This is a genomic window from Synechococcus sp. CCAP 1479/9, from assembly GCF_019038535.1.
Taxonomy (GTDB): domain Bacteria; phylum Cyanobacteriota; class Cyanobacteriia; order PCC-6307; family Cyanobiaceae; genus Cyanobium.
Map to the genome: position 1 here is coordinate 69,205 of NZ_JAFKRK010000041.1, position 17,287 is coordinate 86,491.

Below are 17,287 nucleotides of genomic sequence, written 5' to 3' on the forward strand. Positions count from 1 at the left end.
GAGGTCTCCTGACGGAATGATGCATAACGTACCGGTGTGACCCCACAGACGCCAGAGGAGCTGTGCCTCGGTCGGCAGGCGCTGACGGTGCTGGAGGCCGTCCTGCTGGCGGCCGCCCCCGAGGAGGGGTGTGCCCTGCTGCTGGGTCGCTGCGACCCGTGGCGCGTCGAGCAGGCCTGGCCCTGTCTCAACGTCTGGGAGCCGCCGCCGGAGCGCCGCCGCCGCTTCGCCCTCGATCCCCGCGAGCAGCTGCAGGCGCAGAAATGGGCCCGGGCCCGGGGACTCACGGTGCTGGGGTCGGCCCACAGCCACCCGCTCTCGGTCCCGGTGCCCTCGGCGCTGGATCGCTCCCTCGCCTTCGCCCCCACCCTGATGCTGATCCTGGGGCAGGCCGATGGCCCCGCCGCGTCGGCGGCGGCTGGGGACGGGCCCTGGTCCCTGGCCTGCTGGTGGTTGCCGGAGCAGGGCAGCCCCCGGCGGTTGGCGTGGAGAATGGACGGTTAGTGCGTCGTGGATCTCCACCGCCATGCTTCCTCCCGACACCAGCGCCGTCCAGCTCAGCCCCGATGAGGTGGTGCGCTTCTCCCGCCACCTGATCCTGCCCGAGATCGGCATGGAGGGGCAGAAGCGGCTCAAGGCGGCCTCGGTGCTGTGCGTCGGCACCGGCGGCCTCGGCTCGCCCCTGCTCCTCTATCTGGCCGCCGCCGGCGTCGGCCGCCTGGGCATCGTCGACTTCGACGTGGTGGACCACAGCAACCTCCAGCGCCAGGTGATCCACGGCACCAGCTGGGTGGGCAAGCCCAAGATCGAATCCGCCAAAGCCCGGATCCATGAGATCAACCCCCACTGCCAGGTGGATCTCTACGAAACGGCGCTCACCAGTGAGAACGCCCTCGAGATCATCGCCGGCTACGACATCGTCTGCGACGGCACCGACAACTTCCCCACCCGCTACCTGGTCAACGACGCCTGCGTGCTGCTGGGCAAGCCGAACGTCTACGGCTCCATCTTCCGCTTCGAGGGCCAGGCCACGGTGTTCAACGACCAGGGAGGCCCCAACTACCGGGACCTGTTCCCCGAGCCGCCGCCGCCGGGCATGGTGCCCTCCTGTGCCGAAGGGGGTGTGGTGGGGGTGCTGCCCGGAATCATCGGCGTGATCCAGGCCACCGAAACGGTCAAGCTGATCACCGGCATCGGCACCAGCCTCAGCGGCCGCCTGCTGCTCTTCGATGCCCTCAAGATGAGCTTCCGGGAGCTGAAGCTGCGCCCCAACCCGGAGCGTCCCGTGATCGACAAGCTGATCGACTACCAGGAGTTCTGCGGCGTGGGCGGCTCGGCCCCCGGCCAGGAGGAGGCGGGCAGCGTGGCCACCATCAGCGTGAGCGAACTCAAGACGCTGCTCGATGGCCCCCAGGACGACCTGCTGCTGCTTGATGTCCGCAATCCCCCCGAGGCGGAGATCGCGGTGATCCCCGGCGCGGTGCTGGTGCCCCTCGATCGCATCGAGAGCGGCGAGGCGATCGAGGAGGTGCGGCGCCTGGCGAACGGCAAGCGGCTGTATGTCCACTGCAAGCTGGGCGGCCGTTCCGCCAAGGCCCTGATCGCCCTGGGGCGCCACGGCATCGAAGGGGTGAACGTGCAGGGCGGGATCGACGCCTGGAGCCAGGAGGTGGATCCTGACGTTCCGCGCTACTGATCCCCTCTCCCCCGCCAGGCAGCGGTGGCTGGAGCGCCGTCGCGCCGAAGCCCGGCGCCTGATCGCCCTGGAGAAGCGCTTCCTGCCGCTCCTTCTCTCGGCCCTGCTGCCGATCCTCGTGATGCCGCTCACGGCCACGCGGGGCTGGCCGGGCCAGGTCCTTCTGGCCCTGGTCTTCAATCTGTTGATCCTGCAGTCGATCCTCACCCTGCCGGTGATCTCCGGGGTGAGCTACGCCAGGCTGCGCCAGGAGATCTTCCGGGGGGTCGGGGTGGTGGGGGGCGCCGGACTCTGGTTGCCGGTGCTCACCGGGACCTGGCACGGCGGCCTGTTCCGCGGCGTGGAGATGGTGCTGCTGAGCCTCTTCTTCCTGGCCACCTCCATCCGGTTGGTGCGTCTGCTGGCCCGGGTGCCGCGGGTGAACGTGCAGGTGATGGCCGGCGCCGCCGCGGGCTATCTGCATCTGGGCCTCACCGGTGGGGTGCTCGCCACGGCCACCCAGGTGCTCGTGCCCGGCAGCTTCAGCCTCGGGGCGGCCGCCAGTAACCAGCTGATGCTCGACCGGCTCACCTACTTCAGCTTCGTCACCATCGCCGGCGTCGGCTATGGCGACGTGCTGCCGGCCAATGCGGTGGGGGAGCGCTTCGTCATCCTGCTCAGCGTCGCCAGCACCCTGTACGTGGCCCTGCTGGTGGGCCTGCTGCTGGGTCGCTTCATCGCCTCGGAGGAGGTGGAGATGCTCGAGGAGGACGAACTGGGCCTCGACCGGGTCGATGGGCCCGGGCAGCCCTGAGCGGCAGCTTCAGTAGTCGACGCCGCGCTTGAGGTCGACGCCCCGCTCGGCGTAGTGCTTGTGGCACACCATCTCCGAATGGACGCTGGCCAGGTCGAAGTAGGCCGGCCGGCTCTTGCAGCGGCCCGTGATGATCACCTCGGTTTCGGTGGGCTTGCGCAGCAGGGTCTGGACGATCGGCTCCACCGGCAGCAGCTCCAGATCCACGGTGGGGTTGAGCTCGTCGAGGATCACGGTCTTGTAGAGACCGCTGGCGATGGCGGCCCGGGCGATCTCCCAGGCCCGCTCCGCTTCCACGTAGTCGATCGGCTGCTGCTGGCCGCGCCAGACGATGGCGTCGCGTCCCGAGCGCAGGTGATCCACCAGATGGGGGTAGCTCTCCCGCAGGGCGGCGATGGCCGCGTCCTCGGTGTAGCCCGCCCCGCCCTTGAGCCACTGGAGGATCAGCACCCGATGGCTCTTGTCCTGGCTGATGCCCCGGCCGATGGCCTGCAGCCCCTTGCCCAGGGCGCTGGTGGATTTCCCCTTGCCTTCGCCGGTGTAGATCTCCAGGCCCTCCAGACCCTGCTGGGGTCCGCTGTGGGCCCGCATCTCCGAGTGCAGATCGGCCAGCTGCACCAGCTGGCGCGGTGCCCCCCGGCCGGTGCAGATCATTTCCATCCCCGCCGGCTTGGTGGCCAGGGTCCGCACCACCTCCTCGGTGTCGAGCAGGCCCAGGTCGAGCACGGGGTTGAGCTCGTCGAGCACCACCACCGAATAGAGGTTGCTGGCGATCGCCCCCTTGGCGATGTCCCAGCCCCGCTGGGCTTCCTGATGGTCGAAACGGGTGGCCTCCGCGGCGCTGAAGTAGTCACCCCGGCCGGTGCGCACCTGGTCGATCAGGTGGGGGAAGCCCTGCTGCAGGGCCTCGATGGCGCTGTCTTCGTCGTAGGCGCGGCCGGGGCCCTTGAGAAACCGCAGCAGCAGCACCCGGGTGCGCTTCTGCTCGCAGATGCCCAGCCCGATGGTGCGCAGCACCACCCCCAGGGCCGCCTGGCTCTTGCCCTTGCCCTCCCCGTCGTAGACGTGCAACTGCCCGTGGGCCCGCTCGTCGCTGTCTGCGGCGGTGCGGATGCCGATGCCCCGTCCGGTGCCGCGCTGTGGGGTCTGGGTGCTGCGGGCGGCGGGGGTCATCGGCGGGCGGTGGGGAGCATCGGCGGGCGGATCTGGTCTGGATGCTACCCAGCCTTGCCAGGATCTACCCCATGCCCGCACCCGGCCGCCTCAACCTGCTCGAAGCCCTGCCGGCCCCGCTGGAGCGGGGCCTGGAGGACCTCTGCCGCCAGCTCGACAGCTTCGCCCAGGTGGTGGTGGCCTACTCCGGCGGTGTCGACAGCGCCCTGGTGGCCGCCCTGGCCGGCGACCGCCTGGGGGAGCGGGCCCTGGCGATCACCGGCGTCTCGCCGGCCCTGGCCCCCCACCTGCGCCGGGAGGCCAGCGACCAGGCCCGCTGGCTGGGCCTGCGCCACCGGGAGGTGGCCACCGCGGAACTGGCCGACCCCGCCTACGCCAGCAACCCCCAGGACCGCTGCTATGCCTGCAAGCGGGAGCTGCACCGGCTGCTGGCCCCGATCGCCGCCGCCGCTGAGGGGGCCCAGGTGCTCGATGGCGTCAACCTCGACGACCTGGGCGACCATCGGCCCGGAATCCGGGCCGCCCGGGAGTTCGGTGTGTGCTCCCCCCTGGCCGAGGCCGGCATCGACAAGGCGGGGGTGCGCCAGCTCTCCCGTGCCTTGGGGCTGCCCTGGTGGGACAAACCGGCCCAGCCCTGTCTCGCCTCCCGTTTCCCCTACGGCGAGCCGATCGACGCCCCCCGGCTGGCCCGGGTGGCCGCCGCCGAGGACTGGTTGCGACGGCACGGTTTCCCCGAGCTGCGGGTGCGCAGCCAGGGTGAGACGGCCCGCATCGAGATCCCCGCGGCCGGGTTGCCGGCGGCGCTGGAGCGTCTGGCCCATGGAGAGCTTCGCCCCGAGCTGGTGGGGGCGTTCAGGGACATGGGGTTCACCGCCGTGGCCCTCGACCTGGAGGGGCTGATCAGCGGCAAGCTCAACCGTGCCCTGGCGCCGGAGCAGTGATGGACGCAAAAAATCTGCCGGGGAGGGTGTCCCCGGCAGTTGGTGCTGGATTCACCGGCGCTCAGGCGCTGGCGAGGTGGGGTTCCCTCTGGCTGTCGATCAGGGCCTCGGGAGTCTCGCGCCGGAAGCTGGTGAGCTTGTGGCGGCCGGCGCCCAGCTCCTCCCACAGGACCTGGCAGGCCCGTTCCGGCATGGTGTGGTCACCGCAGGTGAACACGTCCACGGCCGCATAGCCCGATTCGGGCCATGTGTGAATGGAGATGTGGGACTCCGCCAGCAACGCCAGGCCCGTGACGCCCTGGGGTTCGAAGCGGTGGGTGATCAGGTTGAGCAGGGTGGCACCAGCGCGTCTGGCTGCTGTCGTGATGGTGTCCCTGAGGAAAGCTTCGTCATCGAGCCTTGCGCAATCGCAGTCGTAGAGCTCGAGGATGCAGTGTTTCCCTACCGCGTCGGTGGTGTCGCCAGGGGCGGAGACGGGGCTTGCAATGGCGTGGGTGGGGGAGGCGGGCTTCCATCCCGGGTTGGGATGCAGGCTGGAAAGGGTCTGGTTCATCGAATCCGGTCAAACAGGCCTCACCATACGCGCCGGAGCGCGGAACTGAGGTTCGCCAGGCTGCCTGCGGCAGCAGGGAGTTCGGGCCTCAGGCCACCAGCGCCCCGCTGCGCAGTTCCACCACCTGGCTGCGGGCCCGCCAGCCCGTGCTGAAGGCCTCCAGGTGGGTGGCGCTGACCAGGCACTGGTGGCCGTCCCCCACTGCCTCCAGCAGCAGCTGCTGGCGCCCCGGGTCGAGTTCGGCCAGCACGTCGTCGAGCAGCAGCAGCGGCGGCTGACCCACCACCTGGCCCACCAGTTCCAGCTCCCCCAGCTTCAGGGCCAGCACCAGGGTGCGCTGCTGGCCGGCGGAGCCGTAACGCCGTGCGGCCTGGCCGCCGATCAGCAGGGCCACCTCGTCCCGGTGGGGACCCACCTGGCACTGGCCCAGCCGCTCCTCCTGGGGCCGCTGCTGGCGCAGCTGCTCCTCCAGGGCCTGGCGCCAGGGGCCCTCCTCGTCGCTGGCCTCGGCCAGCACGGTGCCGCTGATGTAGTCGAGCTGGAGCGGTTCGCCGGCCCCGCCGATGCGCTGCTGCCAGGCCGCCGCCAGTGGCTCAAGGCGCCGCAGGGCCCGCTGGCGGCGGCGGTGCAGGCGCGCCCCGACCAGGGCCATCTGGGCATCGAAGGCCTCCAGCAGCTCCGGCTGTTGGCCGGCGCCCAGGCCGCGGCGCAGCAGCTGGCTGCGCTGCCGCAGCAGCCGCCCGTAGCGGCTCAACAGGGCGCCGTAGACCGGCTCCAGCTGCAGAACCACCCGGTCCAGCCACTGGCGCCGCAGGGCCGGCTCGCCCCGCACCAGGTCCAGGTCGAGGGCGCTGAAGCCGACGCAGCGCAGGGGGCCGATCAGGTCGAGCTGCCGCTCCAGCCGCTTGCCGTTGCGGAACGCCTGGCGTCCGCCGCTGCGCCGCAGCTCCAGCTGCAGGCTGTCGGCTTCATCGGTGAGGGCGCCCAGCCGGCTGAAGGGGTGACCGTGGCCGATCAGATCCCGGTCGACGCTGCAGCGGTGCGAGCGCAGGCTGGTGAGCAGTTCCACCCCCTCCAGCAGATTCGACTTGCCCTGGCCGTTGCTGCCGATGACGAGCAGCCGGGGTGCCTCCAGTGTCAGCTGCAGGCCGTCGATGTTGCGGAAGTGCCGGAGGTCCAGGCGGTGCAGCCGGATGGTTCTGGGGCGGTCAGCCGCTAAGGTACCGCCATCGGAGGCCAAGGTTCCCCAGGGGGCCGGAAGCGCCGTGGCAGGGCATGTAGCTCAGTTGGATAGAGCGTCAGATTCCGGTTCTGAATGTCGGGGGTTCGAGTCCCTCCATGCTCGTCAGCCCAGTCCCTCCTCTCGTCCGCTCCGCAGGTCGAGACCCATGGCCCGGATCCCTCCGGGGTCGACCACAAACCCGGCCCGGGTGAGGGCCGTCACCGCTTCGGGCGGGGCGGACAGGGAGATGCTGCAACCGCTCAGTTCCCGCCGCAGGCGGGCCAGGGCGGCCTGAACCAGGGCCGCGATCACCTCATCCCGGCAGGGGTCGCCCGGATCGGCCACCAGGTCCCAGAGGTTGGCATTGAGGGCCTGGTCACTGGTGGCGCGCACGAAGCCCACCAGCTGGCCGCCGGGGTTGAGCACCACCAGATGCCAGGTGCTGCGGGCCAGTACCCGCTCCCATCGGTCCGGGCTGCGGGAGACATCCCCGCAGGCCACCAGCAGGCGGTTGAGGCTGGCCGGATCGGGGTCGTGCTGCTGCAGCAGGGCGTAGCCCTCCCGCAGGCGGGGAGTCGGGGGCTGGCTGCGAAAGGGGATCAACAGAGAGTCCAGGGAATCAGCCCGTGTTGCGCATGCCGGCGGCGATGCCGTTGATGGTGAGCAGGGCGCCGCGCAGCAGCTCGCTGCGGCTGTAGGTGCGGCCGTCGCCGCCGCCCCCAGGCCCGTCGCCGGGCCCCTCGCTCATCGGCGGCTGCCGTTTCTGCTCCCGCAGCCGGCGCAGCAGGGCCACCTGCAGGTAGCCCAGGGGGATGATCGTGCGGTTGCGCAGATCGACCGAGAGCTGCAGGGCCGGGTCGCCGTCGAGGAGCCGGCTGTGGTTGCTGATGCGCAGCACCAGGGAGTGGGTGAGGGCGAACTCACTGGCGATCGCCTCGAAGATCTGCGCGAACACCTCCTTGTTCTGGGGACGCCCCAGGGAGGTGACGTAATGGCCCGCCAGCTCCAGGTCGACCTTGGAGAGGGTCATCTCCACCTTGGAGATCAGCATCCGGAAGAACGGCCAGCGCTGGTAGAGCAGCTGCAGCAGCTCCATCTGCTCGCCGTCGGCATCGAGCTCGGCCTGCAGGGCCGTGCCAACCCCGTACCAGCTGGGCAGCAGGAAGCGGCTCTGGGTCCAGCCGAACACCCACGGGATGGCCCGCAGGCTGGAGAGATCCTTGGCGCCGCTCTTGCGCCGGGCCGGCCGGCTGGAGATCTGCAGCTTGCTGATCTCCTCGATCGGTGTGACCTGCTGGAAGAAGGCCACCAGGTCGGGGTTGTCGTGCACCAGGGCCCGGTAGTGGTCGCGGGAGCGGGCCGCGAGCCGCTCCATCAGCACGTTCCAGGTGGGGGTGTCGTCCACCGGGGTGCTGACCATGCTGTTCTGGAGCACGGCGGTGGTGACCGTTTCCAGGTTGTACAGGGCCAGTTCCGGCAGGGAGTACTTGGAGGCCAGCACCTCCCCCTGCTCGGTGATTTTGATGCGTCCCTTCAGGGTGCCGCTGGGCTGGGCCAGGATCGCCTGGTAGGCGGGGCCGCCGCCCCGGCCCACCGAGCCGCCGCGACCATGGAAGATGCGCAGGGCGACGTCGTGGGCGTCGGCCAGCGACTGCAGGGCGATCTGGGCCCGGTGGATCTCCCAGTTGCTGGAGAGGAAGCCGGAATCCTTGTTGCTGTCCGAGTAGCCCAGCATCACCTCCTGGAGGGGCTGCTCGCCGTCGCTGTTGCTGATCAGCAACTGGCGGTAGAAGGGATCGGCGAACAGCCGCCCCATCACGGCCGGGGCCCCCTGCAGGTCTTCGACCGTCTCGAACAGGGGGATCACCAGCAGGGCCGATTTCTGGGCCATCGGATCCACCAGCCCCGCCTCCTTGGCCAGGAGCACCACCTCCAACAGGTCCGACACCGTGTGACTCATGGAGATCACGTAGGTGCGGCAGATGCGCTGGCCGAACTCCTGCTGCAGCCGCTGCAGCATCCGGAACACGGCGAAGGTCTCGGCGGTGGGGGCGCTCCAGCGGGCCGCCGGCGGCAGCAGGGGCCGGCGGGTCTTGAGTTCGCTCAGCAGCCATTCCACCCGCTGCTCCTCGTCCATTTCCCCGTAGGGCACCGGCAGCAGCAGGTAGCGGCTGAGCTCGTCGATGGCGTCGCTGTGGCGGGTGCTCTCCTGGCGGATGTCGAGGCTGGCCAGGGAGAAGGCGAAGATGTGCACCTGGCTGAGCAGATCCTGCAGCGCTTCGCAGCTCAGGCCGGTGGCATCCAGGCTCTCCTTGATCAGCTCCAGGTCGGTGCGGAATTCCTCCACCGAGGCGTAATGCAGTTCCTGGGGCGGGGCCGGCTCCATCAGGCTGCTCAGCCCCGCCTCGTGGCCGGAGGAGCCGTCGCAGGGGGATTCCCAGCCCGCCTCGGCCAGCTGCTGGTTGCGCTGCTGGGTGAGCCGCAGGCGTTCGAGGGTGTAACTGAGCTTCAGCCGGTAGGGCTCGAGCCGGTAGCGGGCGGCGCGCTCCTCGTAGATCTCCGGGAACCGCAGCCGGTCCATCTCGAGGGATTCCAGCAGGGCGGCGCTCACCTGGCTCCACTGCATCGAAATGCTGAGCTGGTCGCGCAGGACCGACACCGCCTGGATGTAGCGGGCCAGCATCAGCTGCCGCTGGAAGCAGGCCGTGCGCCAGGTGACATCGGGGGTGACCGAGGGGTTGCCGTCCCGGTCGGAGCCCACCCAGGAGCCGAACGTGCAGAAGGCGTCCCGGGGGGGCTGCACGTCGGGGTAGCTGGCCGCCAGGGCGGCGCGGATGCGCTGGCGCAGCTGGGGCAGGGCGTCGAAGAGCACCTGCTGGAAGTAGTGGAGGGCGTAGTCGACCTCATCGATCACCGACGGCTTGAACTGGTGCAGCTCATCGGTGCGCCACCACAGCCGGATCTCCTCCTCCAGCTGCTGGCGCAGCCGGTCGTTGTCGTCCGGGTTGCCCTGGCCGTTCTCCTGCAGCTTCTGGATCAGGGCCGCCACCCGCCGCTGCTTGTGGCGCACGGTGTGGCGCACGATCTCGGTGGGGTGGGCGGTGAACACCAGCCGGATGTCCAGTTCCCGCAGCAGGCCTTCAAGCTGGCCCGGTGGCACGTTCAGGGCCCGCAGGCGCTCGAACAGCTGGCGGAAGGTGGCCGGGTCGCTCTGGCTGGCCAGGGGCGGCAGGAAGGGATCGTTGCTGGCGGGGGCGGGGGCCCGCTTGATGCTTTCGAGGTAGCTGTCCTCCTCAATGTGCTGCTCGAGGATGTTGACCAGCTGGAAGTAGAGGGAGAAGGCCCGGGCCGCGGCGATCCCCTCAGCCAGGTCCATGGCCTTGATCAGCGCCACGATGCCGTCGGTGTCGACGGCGGAGCTGGCCTCCGGGTCGAGGCCCGGCGCCACCGGACCACTCAGTTCCTTCAGCCGCAGCAGGCGTTCCACCTGCTCTGGGGGGCATTCGCTGCGCAGCACCGTCTGCCAGAGATCCTCCACCAGCTCCAGCCGCTCGGTGAGCAGTCGGATCACCCCGGGTGAGGCCTCGGCGGGAACGACCGAAGGCTCGGTCAGGTGGAGCCGCATGGGGGCGGTGGGCGCGGGGGTGCTGTTCATGATCCTCCAGGAACCTCGGCTGCTTCTGTCGCCAGCCATGCGTCCAGCGCCTTCTCCCGCGACGCAAGCGCCACGGCCTCGCTGCCGATGATCGCACCGATGCTTTCGCCGCGCCCATGGCGCTCCAGCCATCGCATCGCCTGGTTGCCGCCGGCGAGGAGGTCGTGGAGCGGCGCCAACCAGCGCGTCAGCCCCAGCTCGGCCGCCAGCGGCGCCATCGCCTCCAGCTCGTCGGCGATCCAGGCGCGGGCCTCCAGTGTTTCCCCGGTGCGCCAGTGCACCAGCCGGGCCTGGAGGCTGGTGCGGGCCGCCGCCCGTTCGTTGGCGTCGGCGATGGCCTCCAGTTCAGCGGCCCCGAACCGGCTGGCGGCCAGGGGGTCCTGGCCCAAGGGATCCTGCAGCAGCTGCTGCAGGCGCAGTTCGGTGAAGGCAGTGACCGCCAGCAGCAGCAGCGGATCGTCGATCAGGTCGCAGATGCGGATCTCCAGGCGGTTGAGGCCATGGGGCCGGTCGTCGCCGTTGGGCCGCACCGACGTCCAGAGGTGACGCACGTTGCGCATCGACCCGGCGGCCAGCTGCTCCTCCATCCAGTCGATGTAGTGGCCGTGGTCCCGGAACAGGGGCACCAGGGGGGGCGTGATCGGAAACTGCAGCCAGCGCTGGGAGTGGGCCCCGGTGACCTCTCCGTCGAGGAAGGGGGAGCTGGCGCTGAGGGCGAGCAGCAGGGAGGCTTCGCAGCGCAGCAGGCGCAGGCCCGCGAACAGGGCGTCCATGTCCGTCAGGCCCAGGTTGATGTGGACGCTGGCGGTCACCACCCGGGTGCCGTAGGTGGCCTCGATGTAGGCGTGGTAAGGGTTGTCGGGGTCGGAGCGCTCGAAGCGGCGGCTGTCCCCCAGGCTCAGGGTGCTGCCCGGCAGCAGGGTGAGCCGGCGGGGCTGGAGCCAGTGGCGCAGGCGGCGGCGCGGCTCCAGCAGCAGCTCCAGCTGGGCGGTGTAGGAGGCCTCCGGCGGGGTGACGTACTCGAGGTTGCGGTGATCCGGCTCGGTCATGAACCCCGCCAGTGCGGCGGCCGCTTCGGCGGAGCAGCCCACCACCGTGCCGTCGGCCCGGCCGGTGTACATCTCGACTTCGAAGCCCTTCAGCAGCAGGGGAGCGCTCATGGCGTCGCGTCGGCCCCGTCGGCCACGGCCGGCTCCAGGCAGGCCAGGGCCTTGAGCATGCCGCGCGCCTTGTTGCGGGTCTCCTGGTACTCCGCTTCCGGGCGGGAGTCGGCCACGATCCCGGCGCCGGCCTGCACCTGCACCCGCCAGCCGCCCTCGGGGTGGGGGAGCACCACCATGGTGCGGATCGTGATCGCCGTGTTGAGGGCCCCGGCCAGATCCACCGCCCCGTAGACGCCCGAATAGGGCCCGCGGGCATCCGGTTCGAGGGCATGGATGAGCTGCATGGCGCGGATTTTGGGGGCTCCGCTCACGGTGCCCGCCGGGAAAGACGCCATCAGCAGGTCCCAGATGTCGTGATCCTCGGTCAGCAGCCCCTCCACCTCGCTGACGATGTGCATCACGTGGGAGTACTTCTCGATCACCATCAGTTCGGTGACCTGCACCGTGCCGGCCCGGCAGACCCGGCCCAGGTCGTTGCGGCCCAGGTCGACCAGCATCACGTGCTCCGCCCGCTCCTTCGGATCGGCCAGCAGCTCCTCGGCCAGGGCCGCATCCTGGGCGTCATCGGCGCCACGGGGCCGGGTGCCGGCGATGGGCCGCAGGGAGGCCTTCACGCCTTCGGCGCAGGGCTCCGCCTTCACCATCACCTCGGGACTGGAGCCGATCAGGTGCCAGTCGCCGAAGTTGAAGAACGCCATGTAGGGCGAGGGGTTGACCATCCGCAGGCTGCGGTAGAGATCGAAGGGGTCGTGGGCCACCCGTGCTTCGAACCGCTGGCTCAGCACCAGCTGGAACACGTCGCCGGCGGCGATGTGCTCGGCCGCGGCCGCCACCGCACCCTGAAACTCCTCCTGGTCCCGGTTGCTGCGGGTGGCCAGCTCGGCACCGCTCGCCTCGTGCCAGGCCAGCGGCTTGACGTGGGCCGGCAACGGGGCGTGCATGCGGGCCTCGAGGGCCGCGATGCGGGCCGCGGCCCGGTCGTAGGCCTCACCGGGATCCGCCCCTGCGGAGAGGTCCACGTAGGCCACCGCCGTGATCTGGCGCTTCACCTGGTCGAACACCAGCAGGCTGTCGGCCAGCATCCAGCAGCCGTCCGGCGGGGCCCCGTCCGGGGCGTCGTGGACCGGCACGCTGGGCTCGATCCAGCGGATCAGCTCGTAGCCCCAGAAGCCGAACAGTTGGGCCACCGCCGGCAGGCCCTCCACCGGGCCGGGGCGCAGGGGGGCCAGCGCCTCCCGCAACAGGCTGAAGGGGCTGCCCTGGAGCTGTTCGCTGCGGCCATCGCGCCAGCGCCTCTCGCCCCGGTCACCGCGGCAGGTGAGGGTCCAGAGCGGGTCGGTGACGACGAAGCTCCAGCGGCCCAGCTGCTCGCCCCCCTCCACCGATTCCAGCAGCACCCCATGGCTGCCGCCCGCCCCCACCTTCAGCCAGGTGGTCAGGGGGGTCTCGAGGTCGGCGGGCCAGCGCTTCCAGAGGGGCAGGAGATTGACGGCCAAGTCAGCGCCTGCCTCCCCACCGGCGATCCGGGCGAGGAAGGCGCTGCGATCAGAACCGGGCATCACGGCGACAGGCAGGCAAAAAAAACGGGGCTCTCGGCCCCGCCGTTATAGGTGCTGGCCGGCCAGGCTCAGGCTTCGTGGGTGGCCTTGCCGCTGAACTTGAGGCTGGCGGGGTTGGGGTTGGCGCCGATGCTGCGGGGGGTGTGGCCCACCATGGCGCGGCCTTCGTTGACCTTCTCGGGGAAGACGCCGTCCTTGGGGTGCAGGAATTCGGTGTCGCCGCCCGGGTAGATCCGGTAGATCTTGTAGTCCTCGATCCGGGGCTTGAACTTGGTGCGCAGCTGGGTGCCGAGGGCCAGGCACTGCTCCTTGCGGGCGAAGTACATGAGGTTCTCGCCTGCGTTCATTTCAGCGGCGCCACCGGTGGGCAGCTCAAACACCTGGGCCTTGCTGCTGCTCCAGGTGATGGCGTACTTCTCCTCGGTTTCGGCGGAGTTCAGCAAGCCACCAGTGCTGCCGATGTACTTCGGGAGTTGACCGTTGAGGGCCGTTTCAGGCATGGCTTGAAGACCGTTTCAGGCGGAAACTAGCACCGTGGTTTTGGGCTTCCGAGTACCCCCGGCGGACTCTTCACACCCGTCAACAAACCTGGCTGTCGCCGCCTCAGCCGCCGCGCTCGGCGGCCGGGAAGAACACGGTCAGGTTGCTGCCGCCCCGTTCGGTGAGCCGGCCCCCCAGGCGGTGGAAGAGCCGCTGGGTGGCCTGGCGGCTGAGCTGCAGGCTGCCGGTCTCCGGGTTCCAGCTCAGCACCGGGCCCACCGGCATCGGCACGGCCGCCGCCAGCCCATCCGCCTCACGGCTCTCGGGGTCGTCGCTGCTGAGCTGGAGCTTCAGCCGGGAGCCCGCCGGCAGCAGCCGCAGCCGCACTTCACTGCCGCTGGGCAGGCTGCGGCTGAACCGGTCCATCAGTCCGCCGAGCATGGTCTCCAGCCGGCTGGGATCGCTCATTACCGGCGGCAGGTCGGGGGCGATCTCGAGCACCAGCCGCAGGTCGCGGCGCCCCAGCTGGCGTTGCCAGAGCTCCTCCAACTGGACCAGCAGCCGGCTGAGGTCCGTGCGGGCCAGTTCGCTGTCGCTCAGGGGCTGGCCGCTGCCGGGCTGGCGCTGCAGTTCCGCCGCCAGGAAGATGAGGCCGAAGCGGTCGATCTGTTCGCTGCACTCGCCGTCGATCTGCTCCAGCCGCTGCCGCACCACCGACGGCAGGTCGGTGCGGCGCAGCAGGGAGCGGATCAGGGTGCGGATCGTGGCCAGCGGGGTGCGCACCTCGTGGGTGAGGGCTTCGAGCAGGGCCAGTTCGCTGCTGACGGCGTCGCCGCCCTCGCTGCGTTTCTCGCCGTGCACGAGCGGCTGCAGGGTGACGCTGGGGGCCATGGCGGCCAGGCGCTGGGCCAGCAGGGGCCAGAAGCGGGTGCCCAGATCGGGATCGTTGTTGAGCGGGCCCAGCAGCTGCAGACGGCGGCGCAGCCCCAGGCCCGCGGCCGGATCGTCGTGGGCCAGGCGGCGATCAAGCAGTTCCAGGGCGGCCGAGAGGACCGGGGCGTCGAAGCGCACCACCAGCCGGCGCTCCTGCGGAGGGCCGTCGAGGGCCAGGGCCACCTGCAGCACCGGGGTGATCAGCACCAGCAGCGGATCGGTGCCGTCCTCCTCCCGCAGGCTGAGGCGCTGGAAGCCCCCTGGCCGGCCCGCCGTTCCCCTGGGAGGCGTGCCGTGGGCGGCCGGCAGGGGCGCCATCCCCGGCAGCAGCGGCAACCCCGGGGGCATCAGGTTGCCCACCTCGGCGGGCGTCCAGACCCAGCCGTCCAGCCACTCCAGCAGGGCGGGTTCGTAGAGGGCCGGCAGGGGGGCCGCCAGCCACACCCCCGGCTGGGGAGGGAAGGCCCCGAGCAGGTCCGCCTGCACCGTGGCCAGGGCGGCCCACCACTGGCGCCGCACGCTGTCCTCATCCCCCCGCCCGGCCGGGACCCCGGCCGCCAGCAGGCGGCGCAGGTCCCCCAGGCTCACCACCATCGCCGCAGGCTGCGGCTGCGCCGGGCCACGGAGGCGCAGAGCCCGAGGCTGATGCAGTTGACGAGCATGGCCGAACGGCCGTAGCTGAGGAAGGGCAGGGGGATGCCGGTGATGGGTCCGAGGCCGATGGTCATGTTGATGTTCACCACCACCTGAAACATCAGCATGGCGCCGATGCCCACCACCACGAGGGACTCGTAGTCGCTGGAAGCCCGCCCGGCGATCTGCAGCAGGCGCCAGATCAGCACCACGAAGCCCACCACCACCAGCATCGAGCCGATGAAGCCGGTTTCCTCCCCCAGGGCGCTGAAAATGAAGTCGGTGTGCTGCTCGGGAATGAAGCGCAGCTTGGTGAGGGAGCCGTTCATCAGGCCGGTGCCCCACAGCTGGCCGGAGCCGATCCCCACCTTGCTCTGCAGCAGGTGGTAACCGCCGCCGAGGGGATCCTGGGCCGGATCAAGGAACAGGGTGAGCCGGGCCCGCTGGTGGGGCCGCAGTCCGTGCTCCCACAGCCAGGGGGTCCCCACGGCGAACAGTCCCTGGACAGCCAGCACCAGGGACAGCCCGATCCTTTTCCAGGGCAGGGAGCGCCAGGCCACCCAGCCCATCAGGGGGATCCAGCCCAGCAGCAGCCAGGGCAGGGTGCCGGCCATGATCGCGGTGAACAGGGGCGAGAGCAGCAGCAGCAGCCAGGTGGCGGGCATGCCCGACCAGAACAGCATCACCAGCAGCACCGCACCGAAGACCAGCGACGTCCCCAGATCCGGCTGCACGAACACCAGCAGCCACGGCACGCTGATCATCCCCACAGGTCGCAGCAGATCGATCGGCCGCTCCACCGGGTACTTGGAGAGCACCCCCGCCAGCAGCAGGATCGCCGCCACCTTGGCGAACTCCGAGGGCTGGACGTAGAAGCCGCCGATGTTGATCCAGCTCTGGGCCCCGAGGGCACTGACCCCGATCACCCGCACCGCGATCAGGCTCACCACCATCAGGACGTAGATCGGCCACTGGAACCGAGCGATGCGGTCCAGGGGCACCCGGGCCAGCAGCAGGGCGATGACCAGCCCCACCCCTGCGGTGATCCAGTGCTGGTACCAGTCGGTGGTGGCCTGCTGGCGCTGGGTGCTGGCGATCAGGGCCCCCGCCAGCAGGGTGAGGGCGATGGGGATGCCCCAGAGGAGGGGGTCGAAGCCGGGGCCCCGCCGTTTCGGCCCCTTGGCGGCGAACCCACCGCGCCGGGGGCTGAGGACCGCCATGGCTTCAGGCGAGGGCCGGGCTGAGGGCGCAGCCGGCACTCAGCCGTTCGGCCAGTTCGGTGAAGGCGCGGCCGCTGGCCGAGCCCGGTGCCGACAGCACCACCGGCAAGCCCCGCTCCCCGCCCTCGAGCACGGGCATCTCCATGGGCAGCTGGGCCAGCAGGGGCACGCCCGCCTCGTCGGCCAGCCGCTGGCCGCCACCGCTGCCGAACAGGGCGTAGCGGCGATCGGGCAGATCGGGGGGGATGAAGGCGGTCATGTTCTCGACCACCCCGAGCACCGGCACCCCCATCTGCAGGAACATCGCCAGGCCGCGGCGGGCATCCTGGAGCGACACCAGCTGGGGGGTGGTGACGATCACCGCGCCGGCCATGGGCACGGCCTGGGCGAGGGTGAGCTGGGCGTCGCCGGTGCCGGGGGGAAGATCCACCACCAGCACGTCCCTTTCGCCCCAGTTCACCTGATAAAGGAACTGGCGGATGATTCCGTTCAACATCGGCCCGCGCCAGACCACCGGCTGGTTCTCCTGGATCAGCAGGCCCATCGACACCATGACGATGCCGCAGGTCTCGATCGGCTCCAGCACCTGGTCGTTGCCGCTGCCCGACACCTGGGGGCTGCGGTCGGCCACGCCCAGCATGGTGGGGGCATTGGGCCCGTAGATGTCGGCATCGAGCAGGCCCACCCGCAGGCCGGAGGCGGCCAGGGCACAGGCCAGGTTCACCGCCACGGTGCTCTTGCCCACGCCCCCCTTGCCGCTGCTGACGGCGATCACCTGGCGCACGCCGGGGATGCCCTGCCGCTCCGGCAGCTGGGCCCCGCCGGGGCCGTGGCCGGCGGCACCGATCGGGCCCGAGGAGGGGGCGGGGGCGGGCTGGGCCAGTTCGATCTGAACGTCGTTGATGCCCTCCACGGCCAGCAGGGCGCTGCGGGCCTCGGCGGCGATGCGCTCCCGCTGGCTGTTGGCGAAACCGGGCAGGGCGAGGCGGAACACGGCCCGGCTGCCCTGATGCCGCAGGTCACTGATCCAGCCCAGCTCCAGCAGGCTGCGGCCACTGCCGGCGTCGCGGAGTGGCTGCAGGGCCTCGAGGAGGGTGTCGGCGCTGGCCATTCGGCGGCGTCAGGGTCGGGTTGGACGGCGATCCTAGGGGCGGCCCCCCGGGCCGGTCGGGCCGGCCGGGAGCTGCTGCGGAGGCCCTGGAGTGGCCCTGGAGTGGCCCTACGGGAGCCCCGCGGCCCCTTCCCGAGCCCGTGACAGACGCTCTC

15 protein-coding genes and 1 tRNA gene are annotated in these 17,287 nt (G+C 70.7%); 5 read left to right on the plus strand and 11 right to left on the minus strand.

Annotated features, from left to right (window positions below; genetic code table 11):
- Positions 1-36: 36 nt before the first annotated feature.
- The 3 genes from KUG38_RS15080 to KUG38_RS15090 all read left to right on the plus strand — a co-directional run bounded on the left by KUG38_RS15080 (position 37) and on the right by KUG38_RS15090 (position 2,489).
- Positions 37-504 (plus strand): M67 family metallopeptidase, encoded by a 468-nt coding sequence (locus KUG38_RS15080; RefSeq protein ID WP_353617838.1) that lies wholly within the window; start codon positions 37-39, stop codon positions 502-504.
- 22 nt (positions 505-526) lie between these two features.
- Complete coding sequence (gene moeB, locus KUG38_RS15085; protein WP_216923058.1) at positions 527-1,696, plus strand: molybdopterin-synthase adenylyltransferase MoeB; 1,170 nt, start codon at positions 527-529, stop codon at positions 1,694-1,696.
- A gap of 121 nt (positions 1,697-1,817) precedes the next feature.
- Positions 1,818-2,489, plus strand: coding sequence for an ion channel (locus KUG38_RS15090; protein WP_216923060.1), 672 nt, complete (start codon positions 1,818-1,820; stop codon positions 2,487-2,489).
- A gap of 9 nt (positions 2,490-2,498) precedes the next feature.
- Here KUG38_RS15090 and KUG38_RS15095 read toward each other — a convergent pair whose 3' ends face one another.
- A complete protein-coding gene (locus KUG38_RS15095) occupies positions 2,499-3,662 on the minus strand; it encodes a cob(I)yrinic acid a,c-diamide adenosyltransferase (protein WP_216923062.1) in 1,164 nt (387 codons plus the stop codon).
- Positions 3,663-3,733: 71 nt separating this feature from the next.
- Here KUG38_RS15095 and larE point away from each other — a divergent pair, with 71 nt between their 5' ends.
- Entirely contained in the window at positions 3,734-4,603 is an 870-nt protein-coding gene (larE, locus tag KUG38_RS15100) for an ATP-dependent sacrificial sulfur transferase LarE (RefSeq protein ID WP_216923065.1), read from the plus strand.
- A gap of 61 nt (positions 4,604-4,664) precedes the next feature.
- On the opposite strand, the gene speD is transcribed toward larE, so the two are convergent.
- Positions 4,665-5,156, minus strand: a complete 492-nt coding sequence (speD, locus tag KUG38_RS15105; protein ID WP_216923067.1) for an adenosylmethionine decarboxylase — start codon at positions 5,154-5,156, stop codon at positions 4,665-4,667.
- An 88-nt stretch (positions 5,157-5,244) separates the two neighbouring features.
- The gene (gene recF, locus KUG38_RS15110; RefSeq protein ID WP_216916559.1) at positions 5,245-6,336 is read right to left on the minus strand and encodes a DNA replication/repair protein RecF; all 1,092 of its coding nucleotides are present in this window, start codon (positions 6,334-6,336) and stop codon (positions 5,245-5,247) included.
- A 91-nt stretch (positions 6,337-6,427) separates the two neighbouring features.
- Between recF and KUG38_RS15115 the strand changes: the two genes are divergently transcribed.
- A tRNA-Arg gene (locus tag KUG38_RS15115) sits at positions 6,428-6,501 on the plus strand.
- On the opposite strand, the gene KUG38_RS15120 is transcribed toward KUG38_RS15115, so the two are convergent.
- The 8 genes from KUG38_RS15120 to KUG38_RS15155 form a co-directional block, all read right to left on the minus strand.
- Complete coding sequence (locus KUG38_RS15120) at positions 6,502-6,981, minus strand: N-acetyltransferase (RefSeq protein WP_216923069.1); 480 nt, start codon at positions 6,979-6,981, stop codon at positions 6,502-6,504. It abuts the tRNA gene before it with no gap.
- Between the two features lie 16 nt (positions 6,982-6,997).
- A complete protein-coding gene (gene ppc, locus KUG38_RS15125) occupies positions 6,998-10,003 on the minus strand; it encodes a phosphoenolpyruvate carboxylase (RefSeq protein WP_216923121.1) in 3,006 nt (1,001 codons plus the stop codon).
- Between the two features lie 26 nt (positions 10,004-10,029).
- A complete protein-coding gene (gene gshA / locus KUG38_RS15130) occupies positions 10,030-11,193 on the minus strand; it encodes a glutamate--cysteine ligase (protein WP_216923071.1) in 1,164 nt (387 codons plus the stop codon).
- Positions 11,190-12,755 carry an anthranilate synthase component I family protein gene (locus KUG38_RS15135; RefSeq protein ID WP_216923073.1) on the minus strand — a complete coding sequence of 522 codons (1,566 nt, stop codon included), beginning with the start codon at positions 12,753-12,755 and terminating at the stop codon, positions 11,190-11,192. Before KUG38_RS15135 ends, gshA begins: the two co-directional genes overlap by 4 nt.
- Before the next feature lie 68 nt (positions 12,756-12,823).
- The gene (locus KUG38_RS15140; protein ID WP_094585018.1) at positions 12,824-13,255 is read right to left on the minus strand and encodes a photosystem I reaction center subunit II PsaD; all 432 of its coding nucleotides are present in this window, start codon (positions 13,253-13,255) and stop codon (positions 12,824-12,826) included.
- A gap of 103 nt (positions 13,256-13,358) precedes the next feature.
- Positions 13,359-14,762: a sensor histidine kinase gene (locus KUG38_RS15145; protein WP_216923074.1), complete on the minus strand. Its 1,404-nt coding sequence runs from the start codon at positions 14,760-14,762 to the stop codon at positions 13,359-13,361.
- Complete coding sequence (rodA, locus tag KUG38_RS15150; protein WP_216923076.1) at positions 14,753-16,021, minus strand: rod shape-determining protein RodA; 1,269 nt, start codon at positions 16,019-16,021, stop codon at positions 14,753-14,755. Before rodA ends, KUG38_RS15145 begins: the two co-directional genes overlap by 10 nt.
- A 4-nt stretch (positions 16,022-16,025) precedes the next feature.
- Positions 16,026-17,132 carry an Mrp/NBP35 family ATP-binding protein gene (locus tag KUG38_RS15155; protein WP_216923077.1) on the minus strand — a complete coding sequence of 369 codons (1,107 nt, stop codon included), beginning with the start codon at positions 17,130-17,132 and terminating at the stop codon, positions 16,026-16,028.
- Positions 17,133-17,287 lie beyond the last annotated feature (155 nt).